The sequence below is a fragment of the Streptomyces sp. HUAS CB01 genome, from assembly GCF_030406905.1.
Classification (GTDB): domain Bacteria; phylum Actinomycetota; class Actinomycetes; order Streptomycetales; family Streptomycetaceae; genus Streptomyces; species Streptomyces chengbuensis.
Genome location: NZ_CP129137.1, coordinates 3,812,867 through 3,827,991, shown reverse-complemented (window position 1 = coordinate 3,827,991; position 15,125 = coordinate 3,812,867). Strand labels below are relative to the sequence as shown.

Here is a 15,125-nt window from a genome sequence, read left to right as displayed (position 1 = left end):
AACCTCACGGCGGTGCAGGCGGCGGCCGTCCCCCTCTCCGCGGTCACCGCGCTCCAGGCGCTGCGGGACGGGGGCCGGGTACGGGCGGGGCGGCGCGTACTGGTCGGCGTAGTCCTCGCGCGTGCAGTCGATGACGGCGTCGGCGCCGAGGGACCGGACCAGGTCCGTCTTCGTCGTGCTGCAGACACCGGTGAAGCGTCACTCCGGTCGTCGACAGGACCTATCCGCTGGACGAGTGCCGGGGCCCCTCGGTATCTCAGGGAGCACGGGGCGCGCGGCAAGGTCGTGATCACGATGTGTCGTGTACGGACCGCCGGCACCTCGGCGGCCTTCCCTGTCAAGTCCCGAAATGCAGCGTCATGACGCGCGGGTGGCGGCCGGGCTTTCCTGGGACCTGGGCCGGTGGAAACGCACCGCCCTTCCGTATTCGCCGCGTCGTCGGCAGTGCCCGGACGGGTGCGGCGGCGGCAGATTTCCAAGATCCACGATTCCCGGACCAGAAGCCCATAATGACGATAAGGAGGGCAAATGATGACGAGCATCATTTCCCCGACGTCCCCGATTCTGGGGAGCATGCCGTGACGTCAGAGCTTCCTCCGTCCGAGCGCCCCACACGTCCCACGGGCCCGCCGTCCGGTCCGCTGACCGGCCGGTCGTCCGACGAGTGGGAAAAGCCCCCTCCGCCGCCCGGACCTCCACCCCCGCCCAGCCCCCCGAGCGGGCCGCCCGAGCCGGGCGGACCCGACGAACCGGGCCGGGGCCACGGAAATGTGCCGTTCTGGCGGCGCAGCCGGCTCACCCTGCTGAGCGCCGGCATGGCCGTCGTGGTGGCGATGGCGGTGATCCTCGCCTTCTCGCTCATGGGAGGCGGATCCCAGGGAGGCGGGGAGATCTTCCTCCAGACCGCCTCGGCGGCCGGCCGTGACCCGTTCACCCCGTCGGTGGCCACGGACACCCGGGGCGCCGGGACCCCTTCCGGCCCCAGCACATCGAGGATCGGCTCACGCACCGTGGCCGTCAGCGGTGCGCATCCCGGTCTCTACGGAGGCACGCAGAACGTCGCGAGCTGCGACGTCGAGAAGCAGATCGCGTATCTCGCGGAGAACGAGAACAAGGGGAGCGCGTTCGCGGGTGCCCTGCGCATCCCGCGCGCCGAAGTCCCCGCGTATCTGCGGTCGCTGACGCCGGTCCGGCTGACGTGGGACACCCGCGTCACCAATCACGGTTACCGGGACGGCAGGGCGACGGAGTACCAGGCCGTCCTCCAGGCGGGTACGGCGGTGCTCGTCGACGACCGGGGCGTCCCGCGGGTGCGCTGCGCCTGCGGCAACCCGCTCGCGCCCGCCGTGGCGGTCCAGGGCGAGCAGACGTACACCGGCAGGAAGTGGGCCTCCTTCCGCTCGGCCGCCATCGTCGCGGTCGTCCCGGCGCCCAAGCCGATGAAGGCCGTCACGATGTACGACCCCGAGACCAAGGCGTGGTTCGAGCGTCCGAACGGAGACGTCCAGGGCCGGAGCGATCACCGGATCCCGGCTCCCAAGGGACAGCCGCCGGACGCGTCCTTCCCGGTCCTGCCTGAGCCGACCGAGTCCTCGGACCTGTTCCCGGAGGGCGAGGAGCAGAGCGAACCCGAAGGGGAGGACGAGGACACGCAGGACGGCCGGACGGACGAGGACAAGGAGAAGGGCAAGGAGGAGAAGAAGGACGAGCAGAAGGAGGAGGAGCAGAAGGAGGAGGAGCAGAAGGACGAGCAGAAGGACGAGCAGAAGGAGGAGGAGCAGAAGGAGGAGGAGAAGAAGGACGAGGAGAAGAAGGACGAGGAGAAGAAGAAGGACGAGGAGAAGAAGAAGGACGAGGAGAAGAAGGAGGACGAGAAGAAGAAGGAGGAGCAGAAGGAGGAGGAGCAGAAGAAGGACGAGAAGGAGGAGCCCGTGGCGCCGGACCCGGAGGAGCCGCAGTCGCCCGACGAGCCGGAGAAGCCCGTGGCCCCCGAGACGGATCAGGAGCAGCAGCCCCAGCAGGAGGAGGACCAGCCCGTCGCGCCCGAGCCCGAGCAGCCACAGCCCCCCGAGCCCGAGCAGCCACAGCCCCCCGAGCCCGAGCAGCCACAGCCCCCCGAGCCCGAGGAGCCGGCCGAGCCCCGGCAGCCGGAACAGCAGCTCCCCGAGTCGCCTCCGGCAGAGCAGCCGCAGCAGCCCGCCGAGGAACAGCCTCAGCAGGAGCCCCAGCACTCGTAGTGCCGGAACGAGTCCGGACCCGAAGGGGAAGGTGAACGTCACCATGGAGACACCCCCGGTCGTCTCGCCGCAGGAGTGGGAGTCCGCGCGGCAGGAACTGCTCGTCGAGGAGAAGAGGCTGACCCGCGCTCGTGACGAACTGGCCGCCAGGCGTCGGCGGATGCCGTGGCTGGCGGTGGAGAAGGCGTACGAGTTCGAGGGCCCCGAGGGCAAGGCGGGCCTGCTCGACCTCTTCGAGGGCCGTCGGCAGCTGATCGTCTACCGCGCGTTCTTCGAGCCCGGTGTGTCCGGCTGGCCCGACCACGCCTGCCGCGGCTGCTCCATGGTGGCCGACCACGTCGGTCACCTCGCCCATCTGAACGCCCGCGACACCACTCTCGTCTTCGTCTCGCGTGCGCCGCAGCCGGACGTCGAGCGGGTGAAGGCACGGATGGGCTGGACGATCCCCTGGTACACGATCACCGGCGACTTCGACGCCGACTTCGGGGTGGACGAGTGGCACGGGACGAACGCGTTCATCCGTGACGGCGACCGGGTGTTCCGCACCTACTTCGTCAACAACCGCGGGGACGAGGCGCTGGGGAGCACCTGGAGCTACCTCGACATGACCGCTCTCGGACGGCAGGAGACGTGGGAGAGCTCGCCCGAGGGCTATCCCCAGACGCCGCCGTACGCCTGGTGGAACTGGCACGACGCGTACGGCGACGACGCCGAACCGGCAACGGAGGGGCCCTCCGAGCCCCGCGGGGTCGGCTGAGCTCCCTCTCCGGACGGGGCGCCCCACGGTGCCGTCGCGGCCCTGCTCTCTCCTTCGGAGGGCGGAGCACCCCCCGATCGGGGGGTGTGTGATCCCACCTCAGGCGTACGGGGGGTGCGATCACCGCTGCCTACTGTTCCCCCATGGAGCAACTCAGCGAATTCCTGATGACGCAGAAGGTCACTCCCCTGGTCAACCGCTATGTGATCGCGGCTGCGGACGGGGGGGACGTCGTCGCGTTCGGCGAGCAGAAGAGATTCGCCCTGAAGGAGGACCTGACGCTCTGGACGGGGGACGACCGGGCCCGGGTGATCGGCCGGTTCACGGCGAGGGAGGCCCTCGACCTCGGTGCCACCTACGACGTCACCGGCCCGGACGGCGAGCCGATCGGCTCCTTCCGCAAGGACTTCAAGGCTTCGCTGGTGCGCTCGACGTGGCATCTGACCCAGGCGGACCGGGCCGCCGCCGTCGGGAGGGAGAGACGGCTCGGTGTCGCGGTGGCGCGCCGGGCGTGGGATCTGGTCGACGCCTTCGTGCCGGTCGTCCCCGTGCCGCCGGTGCCGTTCCTCTACCACTTCGACTTCGTGCGGGACGGCCGGCCCGTCCTTTCCGTGGAACGGAAGTGGGGAATACGCGACCGCTACGTGATCCGCGTCCAGGATCCGGAACTCGACCGGGTTCTGGCCCTGTGCATGGCCGTCGCGCTCGATGCGTTGCAAGGGCGGTGAACCCACCCCGAAAGTCGGGTGCCCGCACCCGACGAACGGTGGGGAGGAAAAGGAAGATCGGTGGGTTCACTCGTGTACCGCCCATCGGTAATTTCATTCCCGGGTCGCCGCTGGAATTCCATCCGGTTTTTCGCGGAGCGGCGTCCCTCCGGAATGAAAGGTGCAGTTTTTCCATGGACGAGTTCAACCTCGACGCCCGTGTGACCGTCTCCGCCGACCCGGCCGAGACGTCGCTCTCGCCGGTCGCCAGCATCGCTTCGCGCGTCGTCAGCAAGGCGGTCGTGAAGCAGACCATCCGGCAGACGATCAAGCTGACGGCCGCTTGCGCCGCGGTGCGCACGAACGGCAAGTGCTGACAGCGCTTCCGGCTCGAGTCTGAGTCATGGGCCCTCCGGCGCAGGTCGGAGGGCCCAGCCCTGAGTTCCCGCGGAAAAGTACATGACCGTCGCCCCTTTCCTCCCGCCCGATGTGGCCGCCCGCGCCGGAGCGGTGGCCGCATTGATCCGAGAACGTCTGGACACCCCCGAGCGGGCCGCCGCGGCCGCAGCTCGTGCCGCCGAACAGACCGACACGCCCTTCTGGCACGGCGCCTCTCTCAGCGAGGGGCACGCGGGGCTCGCCCTCCTGCATGTGCACGCCGCCCGTGGTGCAGCCGTCGGAGAAGAGCGGGACCGCGCCCTCCAGCGGAGCTTTTCCTTTGTGCGCGCGGCCTTTTCCGCCACCCGGCAGAAGCCCCTCGCGCATCCCGGGCTCTTCGAGGGAACCGCCGGGATCGCGTTCGTGCTCCAGGACATTTCGCTGGAGGAACCGCGCTTTCTCGGCAGCCTGGGTGGACTGCACGAGCAACTCGGTCGTCAGGTGCTCGCCACCCCCCGGCCGCGTCGTCCCGGCGCCGTGGCCGATCACCACTACGACCTCCTCTACGGCAGCGCCGGGGTCGTGGCCCACCTGTGCTCCGTACGCCCCACGACCCCGCTGGTCGAGCGGGCTCTGGAGAAGAGCCTGCGGTACCTGGTGTGGGTCGCGACCGACGGGCGCTGGGCCGTGGAGGGACGTCTCGACACCGGCATGTCCCACGGTGCGGCCGGGATCGCGGCGGCCTTGGCCGCCGCGTGGCGGCGAGGGCACCGGGTGCCCGGGCAGCGGGCCGCGCTCGACGAGGTGACCGAGTGGCTGCTGGCGGTCGGTGACGGCGGTGGGTGCAGGCTCAGGTGGCCCCGGTCCGTACCGGCGGCGGAGCCCGGCGAAGCCGGGCCGGCCTGGTGCCACGGCACCGGGGGCGTCGCCGCAGGACTGCTGGCCGTGGCCGAGGCGCTGGACGACCGGGCCCTGGAGACCGAGGCGTTCGCGGCGCTGGACGGACTGCTCGACCGGGTGGCCGGCGGCGACGTGCCGCGCTCGCCCACCGTCTGTCACGGGCTGGCCGGAATCGCCGCCCTCGCCCAGGAGTTCGCGGCGAAGGGGAGTGACGGAGCCGCCCGCGCCCTCCCCGGTCTGGCGCGGCGACTGGTCGACGCTGCCGACCCGGACCTCCCTCTGGTCTACCGCGACCACGAGACCACCGGGCACGTCGTCGACAACCCCGGGCTCCTCACCGGCGCGGCAGGCGTGGCCCTCACCCTCAGCGCCCTCGCCACGGGCCACCGCCCCAGTTGGTGGAAGGTGCTCCTCCCCCGTTGACCGTGACCAGTGACGACAGGACCGAGACCGAGAACGTGACCCACAAGGACCCGACCCGCCGCACGCCGCTGTACCGAGCCCTCGACTTCCACCTGCTGCGTGCGCCGGCCCTCCCCGTCGACGTCTGGCGGGACGCGCTCGCCGTGGGCGGCGACGGCACCCGTGGCGGCGACAGCGACGAGAACCTCACCCGCGACCGGCTGCGGTCCCTGGCCGACGACCCACAGGTGCAGCATGCGCTCGTCGCGGCCGGGAGCGGACTGCTCGACGGTCTGGCCCGGACGCGCCAGGGACGGGCGGGAGGCAAGGAGGACCGGCGCGTGCACTCGCGTACGCTCCGTTACCTCACGCGGATGAGCACCCGGCCGACCCCCTTCGGGGCCTTCTCCGGAGTCGGCTTCGGCACCTTCGGCGACAGCACCACCGCGGCGCTCGGCGACACCGCGCTCGCCTCCGCCCGTGTACGGGCCGACATGGGCTGGCTGCTCGCCCTCGTACGGCGGCTGGAGGAGGACCCGGGAGTCCTGACCCGTCTCGGCGTTTCCGTCAATGCCCTGGCCCGGCAGGTGGGCGACCGGGTCGTCCTGCCCGCGTCCGGTGTGCACGGCGACGCCTCCGACCGCCGCTCGGTACGCGTACGCCACACCGAACCCCTCGCGCACGTCCTGCGACTCGCGCCGCCCGCCGCCCCCGTTCCGTTCGCGGCCCTGGCCGACGAGCTGACGGAGGGCTTTCCCGGGACGGGGCGCGAACGGATCACCGCGTTCCTCACCGAACTGGTCGGCCTCGGTCTGCTCGTCACCGATCTCCGGCCTCCCGTCACCGACCCCCACCCCGAGCGGTACGTCCTGGACCGCCTCGACGCCACGGGGGCGGGCGTTTCCTCCGCGGCCGCGCTGCGGGAGGTCGTCGAGCTGACCGGCCGGACCGCGCACGGCCACACCACCACCCTCCGACGGCTGCGCTCCGTGCAGCGCGCCCTCGTCCCCGACCACAAGGGCCAGCCGTTCCAGGTCGATTCCGCCCTCGGCCTCGACGCCGGGTCCCTCGACCGCCGGGTCGCCGACGAGATCGCCGACACGGTCGGCTGCCTGGCCCGTCTCGGCCGGGCCCAGCCCGGGGGATACGACCATCTCGCCGCGTACCACCAGGCGTTCATGGAGCGGTACGGCACCGACGCCGTCGTCCCCGTCCTCGAACTCCTCGGCGCCGAGCACGGCCTCGACGCGCCCAACGGCTATGTGAACCCGCCGCGTGCCATGGCCATGACCCAGTCGGCGGACGAGGGCGAGCCCCACACGGCACGGGAGTTGGTCGCCCTCGCGGCCGACGCGTGGCGGCGCGGTGCCGAAGAGGTGAAGCTGACCGACGACGTGCTGGAACGCCTGCTGCCCCCGGAGCGCGCCGCCGCCGGTCCGCTCTGCCCCGGCGTGGACGCGTACGTGCAGATCGCCGCGGACAGCACCGACGGCATCGACCGGGGGGACTGGACCGCCGTCCTCAACACCGACGGTCTCGGCGAGGGAGGCCGCACCTTCGGGCGGTTCTTCCCTCTGCTCGGCCCGGCCGCCGGCGAACACCTCCGGGCCTACGCCCGGGCCCGGGAGGCCCTGGAACCGGAGGTCGTCGTCGCCGAGCTGGCGTACCTGCCACCCAACGGCCGCGGCGCCAACGTGGCGATCCGGCCCGCCGTCCACGCGTACGAGATCCCCGTGAACGTGGCCCCGTCGGTCGCTCCCGACCGGGTCCTCGGCCTGGCCGACATCCACGTGGGCGCCGACGACGACGGCTTCCGCCTCTACTCGGCGCGCCTGGGGCGCGAGGTGGTCGTCGTCCAGAACCACATGCTCAGCCCGCTCGGCGCCCCCAACGTCTGCCGTTTCCTGCTGGAGGTCTCCCGCGCCCGGTACACCGTGCCCACCGGTTTCACCTGGGGCCCCGTCGAGGGCGCCCCGCACCTCCCGCGCGTCGTACGCGGCCGGGTCGTCGTGCGCGCCGCCGAATGGAACCTCCACCCGGTGGGGGCGCGAGGCTCCGCCACCGCCGGGGCAGCGCACTTTCCGCGCTCCGCGGCCGAGCTGAGCCGCTGGCGCAGCACCTGGGGCGTGCCCCGCCACGTGTACCTGGCGGACGACGACAACCGGCTGCTCCTCGACCTCGACCACCCCGTGTGCGTCGAGGAACTCCTCGCCGAACTGCGCACCGCCGACGGACGCGTCACCCTCCAGGAAGCCCTGCCCGGGCCCGACCGGTTGTGGCTGCGGGACCGCGCGGGCCGCGGCTACCTGTCGGAGGTCGTCGTCCCGCTCATCGCCGTGCCCGACGCCGTGCCGCGGCCGGACGGGCGGCCCCGCCCCTCCGAGGCACGGAGGGCCCTCGGCACGGACCCGGCCGCGCACCGGAGCCATCTGCCGGGATCCGACTGGTCGTACCTCAAGCTGTACGCGGCCAGGGACCTCCACGACGAGATCGCGGCCGTCGAGCTGCCCGCCCTGCTCGAGCGGACACGGGACGCAGGTCTCGACATCGGCCGTTGGTTCTACATCCGCTACGCCGACCCGGACCCCCACCTGCGCATCAGGGTGCGCACCGCCCGCGCCGACGGCCGGCTGCTGCCGCTCCTGCTCGACTGGGGCGGGGAACTCGTACGGAACGGAACCGCCGAGCGCCTCGAAGTCGCCACGTACCGACCGGAGATCAGCCGCTACGGAGGCCCGGACGTGTACGACTCCGTCGAGGCCCTCTTCGCCGCGAACTCCGCCGTCTCCTGCCGGCTGCTGCGCCTCCTCTGGGACAGGGAGCCCGGACTGGACCCCGAGGCCGTCACCCTCGCCGCCGTGAACGCGCTGTACACGCAGTGGGGGCTCGACGTCCACCAGAGACTGGCGGCCATGCCGCGTCCGCCGGAGGACAAGGAGTCCCGCGAGCGGTACCGGAAGGACCGCGACTATCTGTGCGAGTTGCTCCAGCCCTGGGACCGTCGCCCGCACCCGCTCGGCCGCGCCCACCACGAGAAGCTGGCGGATGCCCTCGACGGGCAGGCCGAGGCGGTGCGCCGCGCGGCGACGGCGGTAGCCGCGGCCGAGGAGGCCGGGACCCTGTGGGGCACGCGCGACGCCATCCTGGCGAGCCTCGCGCACATGCAGGTGAACCGGCTGCTGCCCATGGACCGGCCGGCCGAGAACCGGTGCTACCTGCTCTGGGGGCACGTGCTGAACTGTCTGCGGGGGAGGCCCGGTGACCACTGAGCACACCGGGGGCACGGCCGTCTCGGCACCCGACGGCACCGCGTCCGACGAGCACCGCAGACTCTCCCGGGACCTGCGCTACTGGTGGCTGGTCCTGCGGAGTTTCTGGGGACTGAGTCCCGCCCGGGTCTCCGCGCTGGCGCTGCTCACGCTGTCGACCGCCGCGGTGCCGGCAGCCGGGATCTGGCTCACCGCGGATGCCGTACAGGCCGTCGCCGACGCGTTCGCGGACGTCCCGGGGGCCATGGACCGGCTCGCCCGTGCCGCCGCGGGACTCGTCGCGGTGGCGTTGGGCGAGCACGTCCTGTCGTCCTTCTCCCAGTACCTGAACACCCTGCTGCAACTGGAGTTCTCCGCGAAGATCGGCGAGCGGGTCATGGTCAAGGGGACTCGCATGGACCTCAGTTCCTACGAGGACGCCGAGGCGTACGACCGCCTGCAGCGGGCGCTGCGGGAGAGCGGCGGGGGCACGGCGTTCGAGGTCTTCGAGGAGATGCTGCGCACGCTCACCTCGCTGGCCTCGCTCGTCATGGTCAGTTCGGTGCTGTTCTCGTGGAACGCCTGGATCGCGCTCGCCATCCTGCTGGCCCCGCTGCCCGCGCTCGCCGCGCACATCGTGTTCAGCAAGGAGGGCTACGCGGTCGAGTACCACCGCGCGCAGGACCGCCGGCGTGCGTTCTACTACCAGGACCTGACGACGACGGACTCCTCCTACAAGGAGGTGAAGCTCTACCAGCTCGGCCCCTACTTCGTGGAACGCTACGGGGCGCTGGTGCGCGAGTTCTTCCGCGTCGACCGCGCGCTGGCCCGCAGGCGGCACGGCTGGTCGGCGGTACTGGGGCTGGTCAGCGTCGCCTGTTCGGCGGGCGCGCTGGTCTTCGCCCTCACGTCGACCGTGGAGACCGGTCGCCTCGGTGAGCTCGCGGGGTACCTCCAGGCCCTGGGCGCCGTCCACGCGGCGGCCACGGGGCTGCTGCTGGGCGTGGCGACGCTCTACCAGAACACGCTCTTCACGGGGAACCTCTTCGACTACCTGTCACTGCCCGAGGGCCGGATCGCGAGCGGCACCCGCCCGTTCCCGCGCCGCCTCACCCACGGCATCGAGTTCCAGGACGTGACCTTCCGCTACCCCGGCAGCACGGAACCCGCTCTGGACGGCTTCACGTGCTTCCTCCCGGCCGGCACCTGCTGCGCCCTCGTCGGCGCCAACGGGGCGGGCAAGAGCACCATCGTCAAACTGCTGACCCGGCTGTACGAGCCCACGAGCGGCCGCATCCTCGTCGACGGTGTGCCCATCGAGGAGTACGACACGACCGACCTGCAGCGGAACATCGGAGTCGTCTTCCAGGACTTCATCCGGTACGAGCTGCCCGTACGCCACAACATCGGCTTCGGCCGGCTCGAACTCCTCGACGACACGGCGCGCATCCGTGCGGCCGCCGAGGCCGGCGGCGCGGCCGAGTTCGTCGAGGGGCTCGGCGACACGTACGACACCGTGCTGGGCCGGCACTTCGAGGGCGGACACCAGCTGTCCGGCGGCCAGTGGCAGAAGATCGCCCTGGCACGAGCCTTCCTGAGGGACGCGCCGGTCGCGGTCCTCGACGAGCCGACCGCGGCGATCGACCCGGAGGCGGAGGCCGATCTCTTCGGCCGGCTGCGCACCATCTGCGCACGGGCCACGTCATTGATCGTCTCCCACCGGTTCTCCACGGTCCGTCTCGCGGACAAGATCCTCGTGATGCAGGGGGGCGCGCTCATCGAGGAAGGCACCCATGCCGAACTGCTGGCCCTCGACGGGACCTACGCCCGTCTGTTCCGGCTCCAGGCCGACGCCTATCTGACCGACGCCGCCGACCGCGGCCACGACCACGCCGAGGTCCGTCCATGACCACCACCGCGACGCACACGGAGGACTCCATGGCCGGTAGGCCGCCACGTCTCTCCCTCATGTATCCGCTCATGGCCCACGACCTCGACCAGGTCGCCGCGTTCGCCGAGGCGGTGCGGGAACACGCCCTCCACCGGCTCTACATGGGGCAGTCGCTCGTCGTCGACACGCACCAGGCGTTCGCCCACCTGGCCGGGCGGGGCATCCGGGTGCCCGCGGGTACCAGCGTCGCCCTCACCGCGCTGCGGCATCCCCTGGACGCCGCCGTGCAGGCGAGATCACTGGCGCTGCTGACCGGGGAACCGTGCGTGGCCGGATTCAGCACCGGCGACCCCGCATTCGTGGCGTCGGTGCGCGGACGGCCCTACGAAAGCCCGCGCACGGCCGTCGCCGAGTACCTGACCGTGATGCGGCGACTGCTCGACGGCGAGGTGGTCGAGGACTTCCAGGGACGGTACGTACGCATCGACGACGGTCTGCTCCAGGTGCCGCACCCACCGGTCTCCCTCGGCGTCGGCGTGCTGCGGCCGCGCATGGCCTACACGGCGGGGCAGGTGGCCGACGTGGCGATCACCCTGCTGACGCCGGCGGGGTACCTGAGGGAGCAGATCGTGCCCGCCCTCGCCCGGGGGGCCGCCTCACGCGGACGGGCCGCGCCGACGGTGACCGCGATCGTTCCCTGCGCGGTGCGCAGGCCCGGACGGGACCCCAGGAAGCTGGCCTTCGCCGCGCACGAACTCCACCTGGGCGGCGAGCACTACGCGGCCATGCTGCGCTCGAGCGGAGTCGACGCGGACGTGTCGGACCCCTGGGCGGGAGCGGGCGCTCTGGTCGACGCCGGGGTCTTCGTCCACGGCACACCTGAGGAAGTGGCGGAACACCTCACCGGCTACGGTGAGGCGGGGGCGACGGAGATCGCGCTGAGCTGTGCCGGGGTCCTGTTGACCGAGGGTCCCGAGGCGGCACTGGCCGACGTACGGGCCATCGCGGAGGCGATGCGGGACCGGACGGCCCGCGTCCGATGACGACCCCGCGTCCGCGTACACACACGAGGCTCGTCATCGACGAGTCGTCCGAGCCGAGGAGCGAGCGATCGCATGCTGTTGCTGGAATTCCTGCTGCATTCCCTGATGGATCTGGTTCTCTGGACAGGCGGCAAGGGAGTGGACCGGTCCCGGTCCGCGCGTCGTGTCGCCGCATTCAGGCGGGGGGAGCAGGTCACGATTCGGTGCAAGTACCGGACGGGTCCGTCAGCCCCTTCGATGCAGCCCGGGAAAATCACCCTCAGCGGGTCGGGCGCGGTTCTGGAAGGGCCGGCCGTGAACCGCGTCCGGCTGGCCGGCCCGGCGGAAGCGGCGACCGGGGGCGGGCGCGGCGGAACCGCCGTGAGCTGCACCACTGTCACGGGGGACAAGGTCGAACTGCTGGTGCTCACCTGGGACTCCGAGATGGTGGCACTGATCAGGGAGACGATCGACACCGAAGCCTGAAATTCCCCGCCGGCCAAGGGAATTGAATTCCCCAATTCCCTTCGGGGCGCCACCCCGGACGTTCGGGTCCCTTCACCGATTGCTATCTTGATCAAGATGCGGCCGAACGGGGAGGCCGCGCTGAGGGGGCGTGATGATCCGCGTGATGATTGTCGACGACGAAATGCTGCTCCGGACCTGTATGCAGCGCATTCTGGAGAGCGAGCCGGACATCGAAGTCCCGGTCGCCTGCGACGGCCGCGGGGCGCTCGCCGCGATCGACGTGCACCGGCCCGATGTCGTCCTGCTCGATCTGCGCATGCCGGAGGTGGACGGGCTCGCCGTCCTGGCCGGGATCGGCGAGCGCACGTCCGCGCCGGCGGTGGCCGTGCTCACGACGTTCCTGGCCGACGAGGACATCGCGGCGGCCCTGCGAACGGGCGCGAAGGGATTCCTGCTCAAGGACGCGACCCCGCAGGAACTCGCCCACGCGGTCCGGGTGCTGGCCTCGGGAGGGACGGTGCTGTCGCCGGCAGCGGCGCGCGTCGTCGTCGACGGCTACTTGGACCGGGGCCCGGGGCACGACGCGCGGGACCCCCGCCTGGACACCCTCACCGCGCGGGAGCACCAGGTTCTGGATCTGCTGGCGGAAGGACTCACCAACGCCGACATCGGGCGCAGGCTGATGATGAGCGCGTCCACGACCAAGGAGCACGTGAGCGCCATCCTGGCCAAGCTCAGGCTGGCCAACCGTGTGCAGGCGGCCGTGCTGGCGCACCGGGCGGCGTCGGCCGAGGGCCGGCACCGCCGGCCCGTGCTCGCCGGCACCCGCTGAGTCCGCCCGCCGGACCGCAGGAACCGACCCCCACCCCGCCGTTGACGGCAACCCGCTTGGAGTGACATCTGCATGGCCCTCGGAAACGCCCTGTACGACCAGAAGCTGGCCAGCGTGTACGACCGCATGTACCCGATCGGCCACGACACGGACCAGGCCGTCGAATTCGTGGCCGCGCTGACCCCACCGGGCGGGAGCGTCCTCGAACTCGGGGTGGGCACCGGCAGGATCGCCGTCCCCCTGGCGGAGCGCGGCTTCGCGGTGCACGGCGTCGACGGGTCCGAGGCGATGCTCGCCGAACTCGCCAGGCGGGACCCGCAGGGCGCGGTGACCACGCAGTTCGGCGACTTCACCGCGGAGGGCACGGGCCGCACCTTCGACACGGTGACCCTGATACTGAACACGTTCTTCGTGGCGATCACCAAGGAGCAGCAGCTCGGCTGCCTGGAGCTCGTCCGCCGGCAGCTCTCACCCGGGGGGCGGTTCGTGCTGGAGGCCTTCGATCCGGCGCCGTACCACACCATGGAGAAGCCCGACTTCTCCGTACGGCACCTCGACGAGCGGGCCGTCATGCTGGACACGCTGACCGTCGACCGGTCCCTTCAACTGATGGTGTCGACGCACACCATCATCGACGGCGGCGCACCGGAGACCCGCGAGCACGTGCTGCGCTATGCCTTCCCTTTCGAGATCGACCTGCTTGCCGAACTGTCGGGGCTGCGCCTCGTGGAGCGCACGGAGGACTGGGCGGGGAACCCCTACACCGCGTCCAGCCTGCGGCACGTGTCGGTGTACGAGCGCGCGTCGGAAGCCCCCGGGGCGGAGGCGCGCTGAGGAGTCGTACCCCTCGCCGGTGCCGGGACCAAGGGGATCTCGGAGCGTACGACGAAGCCGCCCTCCGGGGTGCCGCCCGCTCTGAACGTGCCGTTGACCAGGGCAGTGCGTTCCTTGAGGCCGGTGAGGCCGTATCCGCCCGTGGTCGTGTCGGGCACGACGGGCCGCACCGCGTCGGGCACGGGGCCGTTGCGGATCTCGACGAGCAGGGCGTCGCCCCGGGGGGTGGGGCGCACGGTGACGGTGACCGGTGCGCCGGGGGCGTGCTTGCGGACGTTGGTGAGTGCTTCCTGGACGGTCCGGTAGGCGGCGCGCTCCACGGCCGGTGAGCAGGGCGCCGGGGGAAGGACGAGATCGAGCCCGGCGTCCAGACGCGCCTCGTGGACCAGGGTCCGCAGACGCTCCAGGCCCGGGGAGTCGTCGTCGGTCCGTCCGGAGGAGCGGCGCAGCACCCCGACGATGGTGCGGAGTTCCGCCATCGCGTCGGCACTGTGGCGGCGGATCGTGTCGGCGTCCTCACGGATCACCTCGTCGGTCGCCGTCGCCCACAGGGCTCCGGACTGGGCGGCGATGATGCCGAGGTGGTACGAGACCGTGTCGTGCATCTCCCGCGCCATACGGGCGCGCTCCTGGGCGACGGCCCGTTCGGCTTCCAGCCGGCGGCCGTGCGACTGCGAGGCCGTGAGGTCGGCGAGGCGGGACCGGAGCCGGGAGCGGGTGCGGGCCAGGAGGCCCAGGCCGGCGGGGCCGACACTGAACATGAGGGCCACCTCGACGGCGAAGAGGTGGTCGCCCCAGCCGAGGGAACCGGTGTCGACGGCGTAGCCGGACCACAGCGCCGCCCCGAACACCGCCGCGGTGGAACCGATCACGGCGGCGCGGCCGGCACTTCCGGACGCCACCGTGAACAGGGCGATCATGGGGGCGAGCCACAGGTCGCCCGTGGCCATGGACGGGAGGGTGGCCAGGAGCACCGGCACGGGGAACCTGCGCCGCACCAGGAGGGCGAGCAGCGCGGGTGGGCACACCAGGGCGGATGCCATGTCGTGGTGCCCGTACCAGGTGAGTACTTCCAGTGCCGCCGCCGCAGTGAGAAGTACGTCGACGGTGAGGGCGGTGCGTCGGGACGTGTCGCGGAGCGTCCTCCTCGGTGTGGGAACGGAGCCTGGTCCGGCGGTGCTCATGTGGTGCTTCCCCCGTGGTGTCCTGCTGGGGCGGGCCGTTGCGCCTGCCCCGTAAAGCAGTATCACCGAGGGGGTGTTGAGGCGCGCCGCGTGGTGCGCAGCCGTCAGGACGCGGCGCCTGGACGGTCGATGGGAGGTGTCCGCCTCCCGACTCGTGCTGCCGGGCGTGCCGCTGAGCCCGTGCGCCGACTCCCACGACCGGGAGCGGCGGCTCGAAGGGGCACAGGTTCGCGACCCTCGCCGGCACCGCGATCAGGCCCGCCGC

At 71.8% G+C, this 15,125-nt stretch carries 11 protein-coding genes; 10 read left to right on the top strand and 1 reads right to left on the bottom strand.

Translation table 11 applies throughout. The features are described 5' to 3' along the window. The first annotated feature begins 770 nt into the window (after positions 1–770). From QRN89_RS16945 to QRN89_RS16900, 10 genes are all read left to right on the top strand, one after another. Complete coding sequence (locus tag QRN89_RS16945) at positions 771–2,237, top strand: DUF6777 domain-containing protein (protein WP_290350273.1); 1,467 nt, start codon at positions 771–773, stop codon at positions 2,235–2,237. Between the two features lie 43 nt (positions 2,238–2,280). Next, positions 2,281–2,994 carry a DUF899 domain-containing protein gene (locus tag QRN89_RS16940; protein ID WP_290350272.1) on the top strand — a complete coding sequence of 238 codons (714 nt, stop codon included), beginning with the start codon at positions 2,281–2,283 and terminating at the stop codon, positions 2,992–2,994. Positions 2,995–3,137: 143 nt separating this feature from the next. Then, positions 3,138–3,722 carry an LURP-one-related family protein gene (locus QRN89_RS16935; protein WP_290350271.1) on the top strand — a complete coding sequence of 195 codons (585 nt, stop codon included), beginning with the start codon at positions 3,138–3,140 and terminating at the stop codon, positions 3,720–3,722. 173 nt (positions 3,723–3,895) lie between these two features. Beyond that, the gene (locus tag QRN89_RS16930; protein ID WP_290350270.1) at positions 3,896–4,078 is read left to right on the top strand and encodes a hypothetical protein; all 183 of its coding nucleotides are present in this window, start codon (positions 3,896–3,898) and stop codon (positions 4,076–4,078) included. An 82-nt stretch (positions 4,079–4,160) separates the two neighbouring features. Next, positions 4,161–5,402, top strand: a complete 1,242-nt coding sequence (locus QRN89_RS16925; RefSeq protein ID WP_290350269.1) for a lanthionine synthetase LanC family protein — start codon at positions 4,161–4,163, stop codon at positions 5,400–5,402. Between the two features lie 2 nt (positions 5,403–5,404). Continuing rightward, positions 5,405–8,650, top strand: coding sequence for a lantibiotic dehydratase (locus QRN89_RS16920; protein ID WP_290353739.1), 3,246 nt, complete (start codon positions 5,405–5,407; stop codon positions 8,648–8,650). Then, positions 8,640–10,538: an ABC transporter ATP-binding protein gene (locus tag QRN89_RS16915; protein ID WP_290350268.1), complete on the top strand. Its 1,899-nt coding sequence runs from the start codon at positions 8,640–8,642 to the stop codon at positions 10,536–10,538. The genes QRN89_RS16920 and QRN89_RS16915 overlap by 11 nt, the downstream gene beginning before the upstream one ends. Further along, positions 10,535–11,563, top strand: a complete 1,029-nt coding sequence (locus QRN89_RS16910; protein WP_290350267.1) for an LLM class flavin-dependent oxidoreductase — start codon at positions 10,535–10,537, stop codon at positions 11,561–11,563. The genes QRN89_RS16915 and QRN89_RS16910 overlap by 4 nt, the downstream gene beginning before the upstream one ends. Before the next feature lie 610 nt (positions 11,564–12,173). Next, on the top strand, positions 12,174–12,842 hold the full coding sequence (locus QRN89_RS16905; RefSeq protein WP_356948640.1) for a response regulator: 669 nt from the start codon (positions 12,174–12,176) through the stop codon (positions 12,840–12,842). A gap of 72 nt (positions 12,843–12,914) precedes the next feature. After that, complete coding sequence (locus QRN89_RS16900) at positions 12,915–13,676, top strand: class I SAM-dependent methyltransferase (RefSeq protein WP_290350265.1); 762 nt, start codon at positions 12,915–12,917, stop codon at positions 13,674–13,676. Here QRN89_RS16900 and QRN89_RS16895 read toward each other — a convergent pair. Further along, the gene (locus tag QRN89_RS16895; RefSeq protein WP_290350264.1) at positions 13,601–14,860 is read right to left on the bottom strand and encodes a sensor histidine kinase; all 1,260 of its coding nucleotides are present in this window, start codon (positions 14,858–14,860) and stop codon (positions 13,601–13,603) included. The two genes, QRN89_RS16900 and QRN89_RS16895, sit on opposite strands and share 76 nt — an antisense overlap. Positions 14,861–15,125 lie beyond the last annotated feature (265 nt).

Bases quoted from the DNA above. Each gene is read 5' to 3' on its own strand.
- QRN89_RS16895 (WP_290350264.1), bottom strand. From the start codon at position 14,860: ATGAGCACCGCCGGACCAGGCTCCGTTCCCACACCGAGGAGGACGCTC.
- QRN89_RS16940 (WP_290350272.1), top strand. From the start codon at position 2,281: ATGGAGACACCCCCGGTCGTCTCGCCGCAGGAGTGGGAGTCCGCGCGG.
- QRN89_RS16930 (WP_290350270.1), top strand. From the start codon at position 3,896: ATGGACGAGTTCAACCTCGACGCCCGTGTGACCGTCTCCGCCGACCCG.
- QRN89_RS16905 (WP_356948640.1), top strand. From the start codon at position 12,174: ATGATTGTCGACGACGAAATGCTGCTCCGGACCTGTATGCAGCGCATT.
- QRN89_RS16910 (WP_290350267.1), top strand. From the start codon at position 10,535: ATGACCACCACCGCGACGCACACGGAGGACTCCATGGCCGGTAGGCCG.
- QRN89_RS16935 (WP_290350271.1), top strand. From the start codon at position 3,138: ATGGAGCAACTCAGCGAATTCCTGATGACGCAGAAGGTCACTCCCCTG.
- QRN89_RS16925 (WP_290350269.1), top strand. From the start codon at position 4,161: ATGACCGTCGCCCCTTTCCTCCCGCCCGATGTGGCCGCCCGCGCCGGA.
- QRN89_RS16900 (WP_290350265.1), top strand. From the start codon at position 12,915: ATGGCCCTCGGAAACGCCCTGTACGACCAGAAGCTGGCCAGCGTGTAC.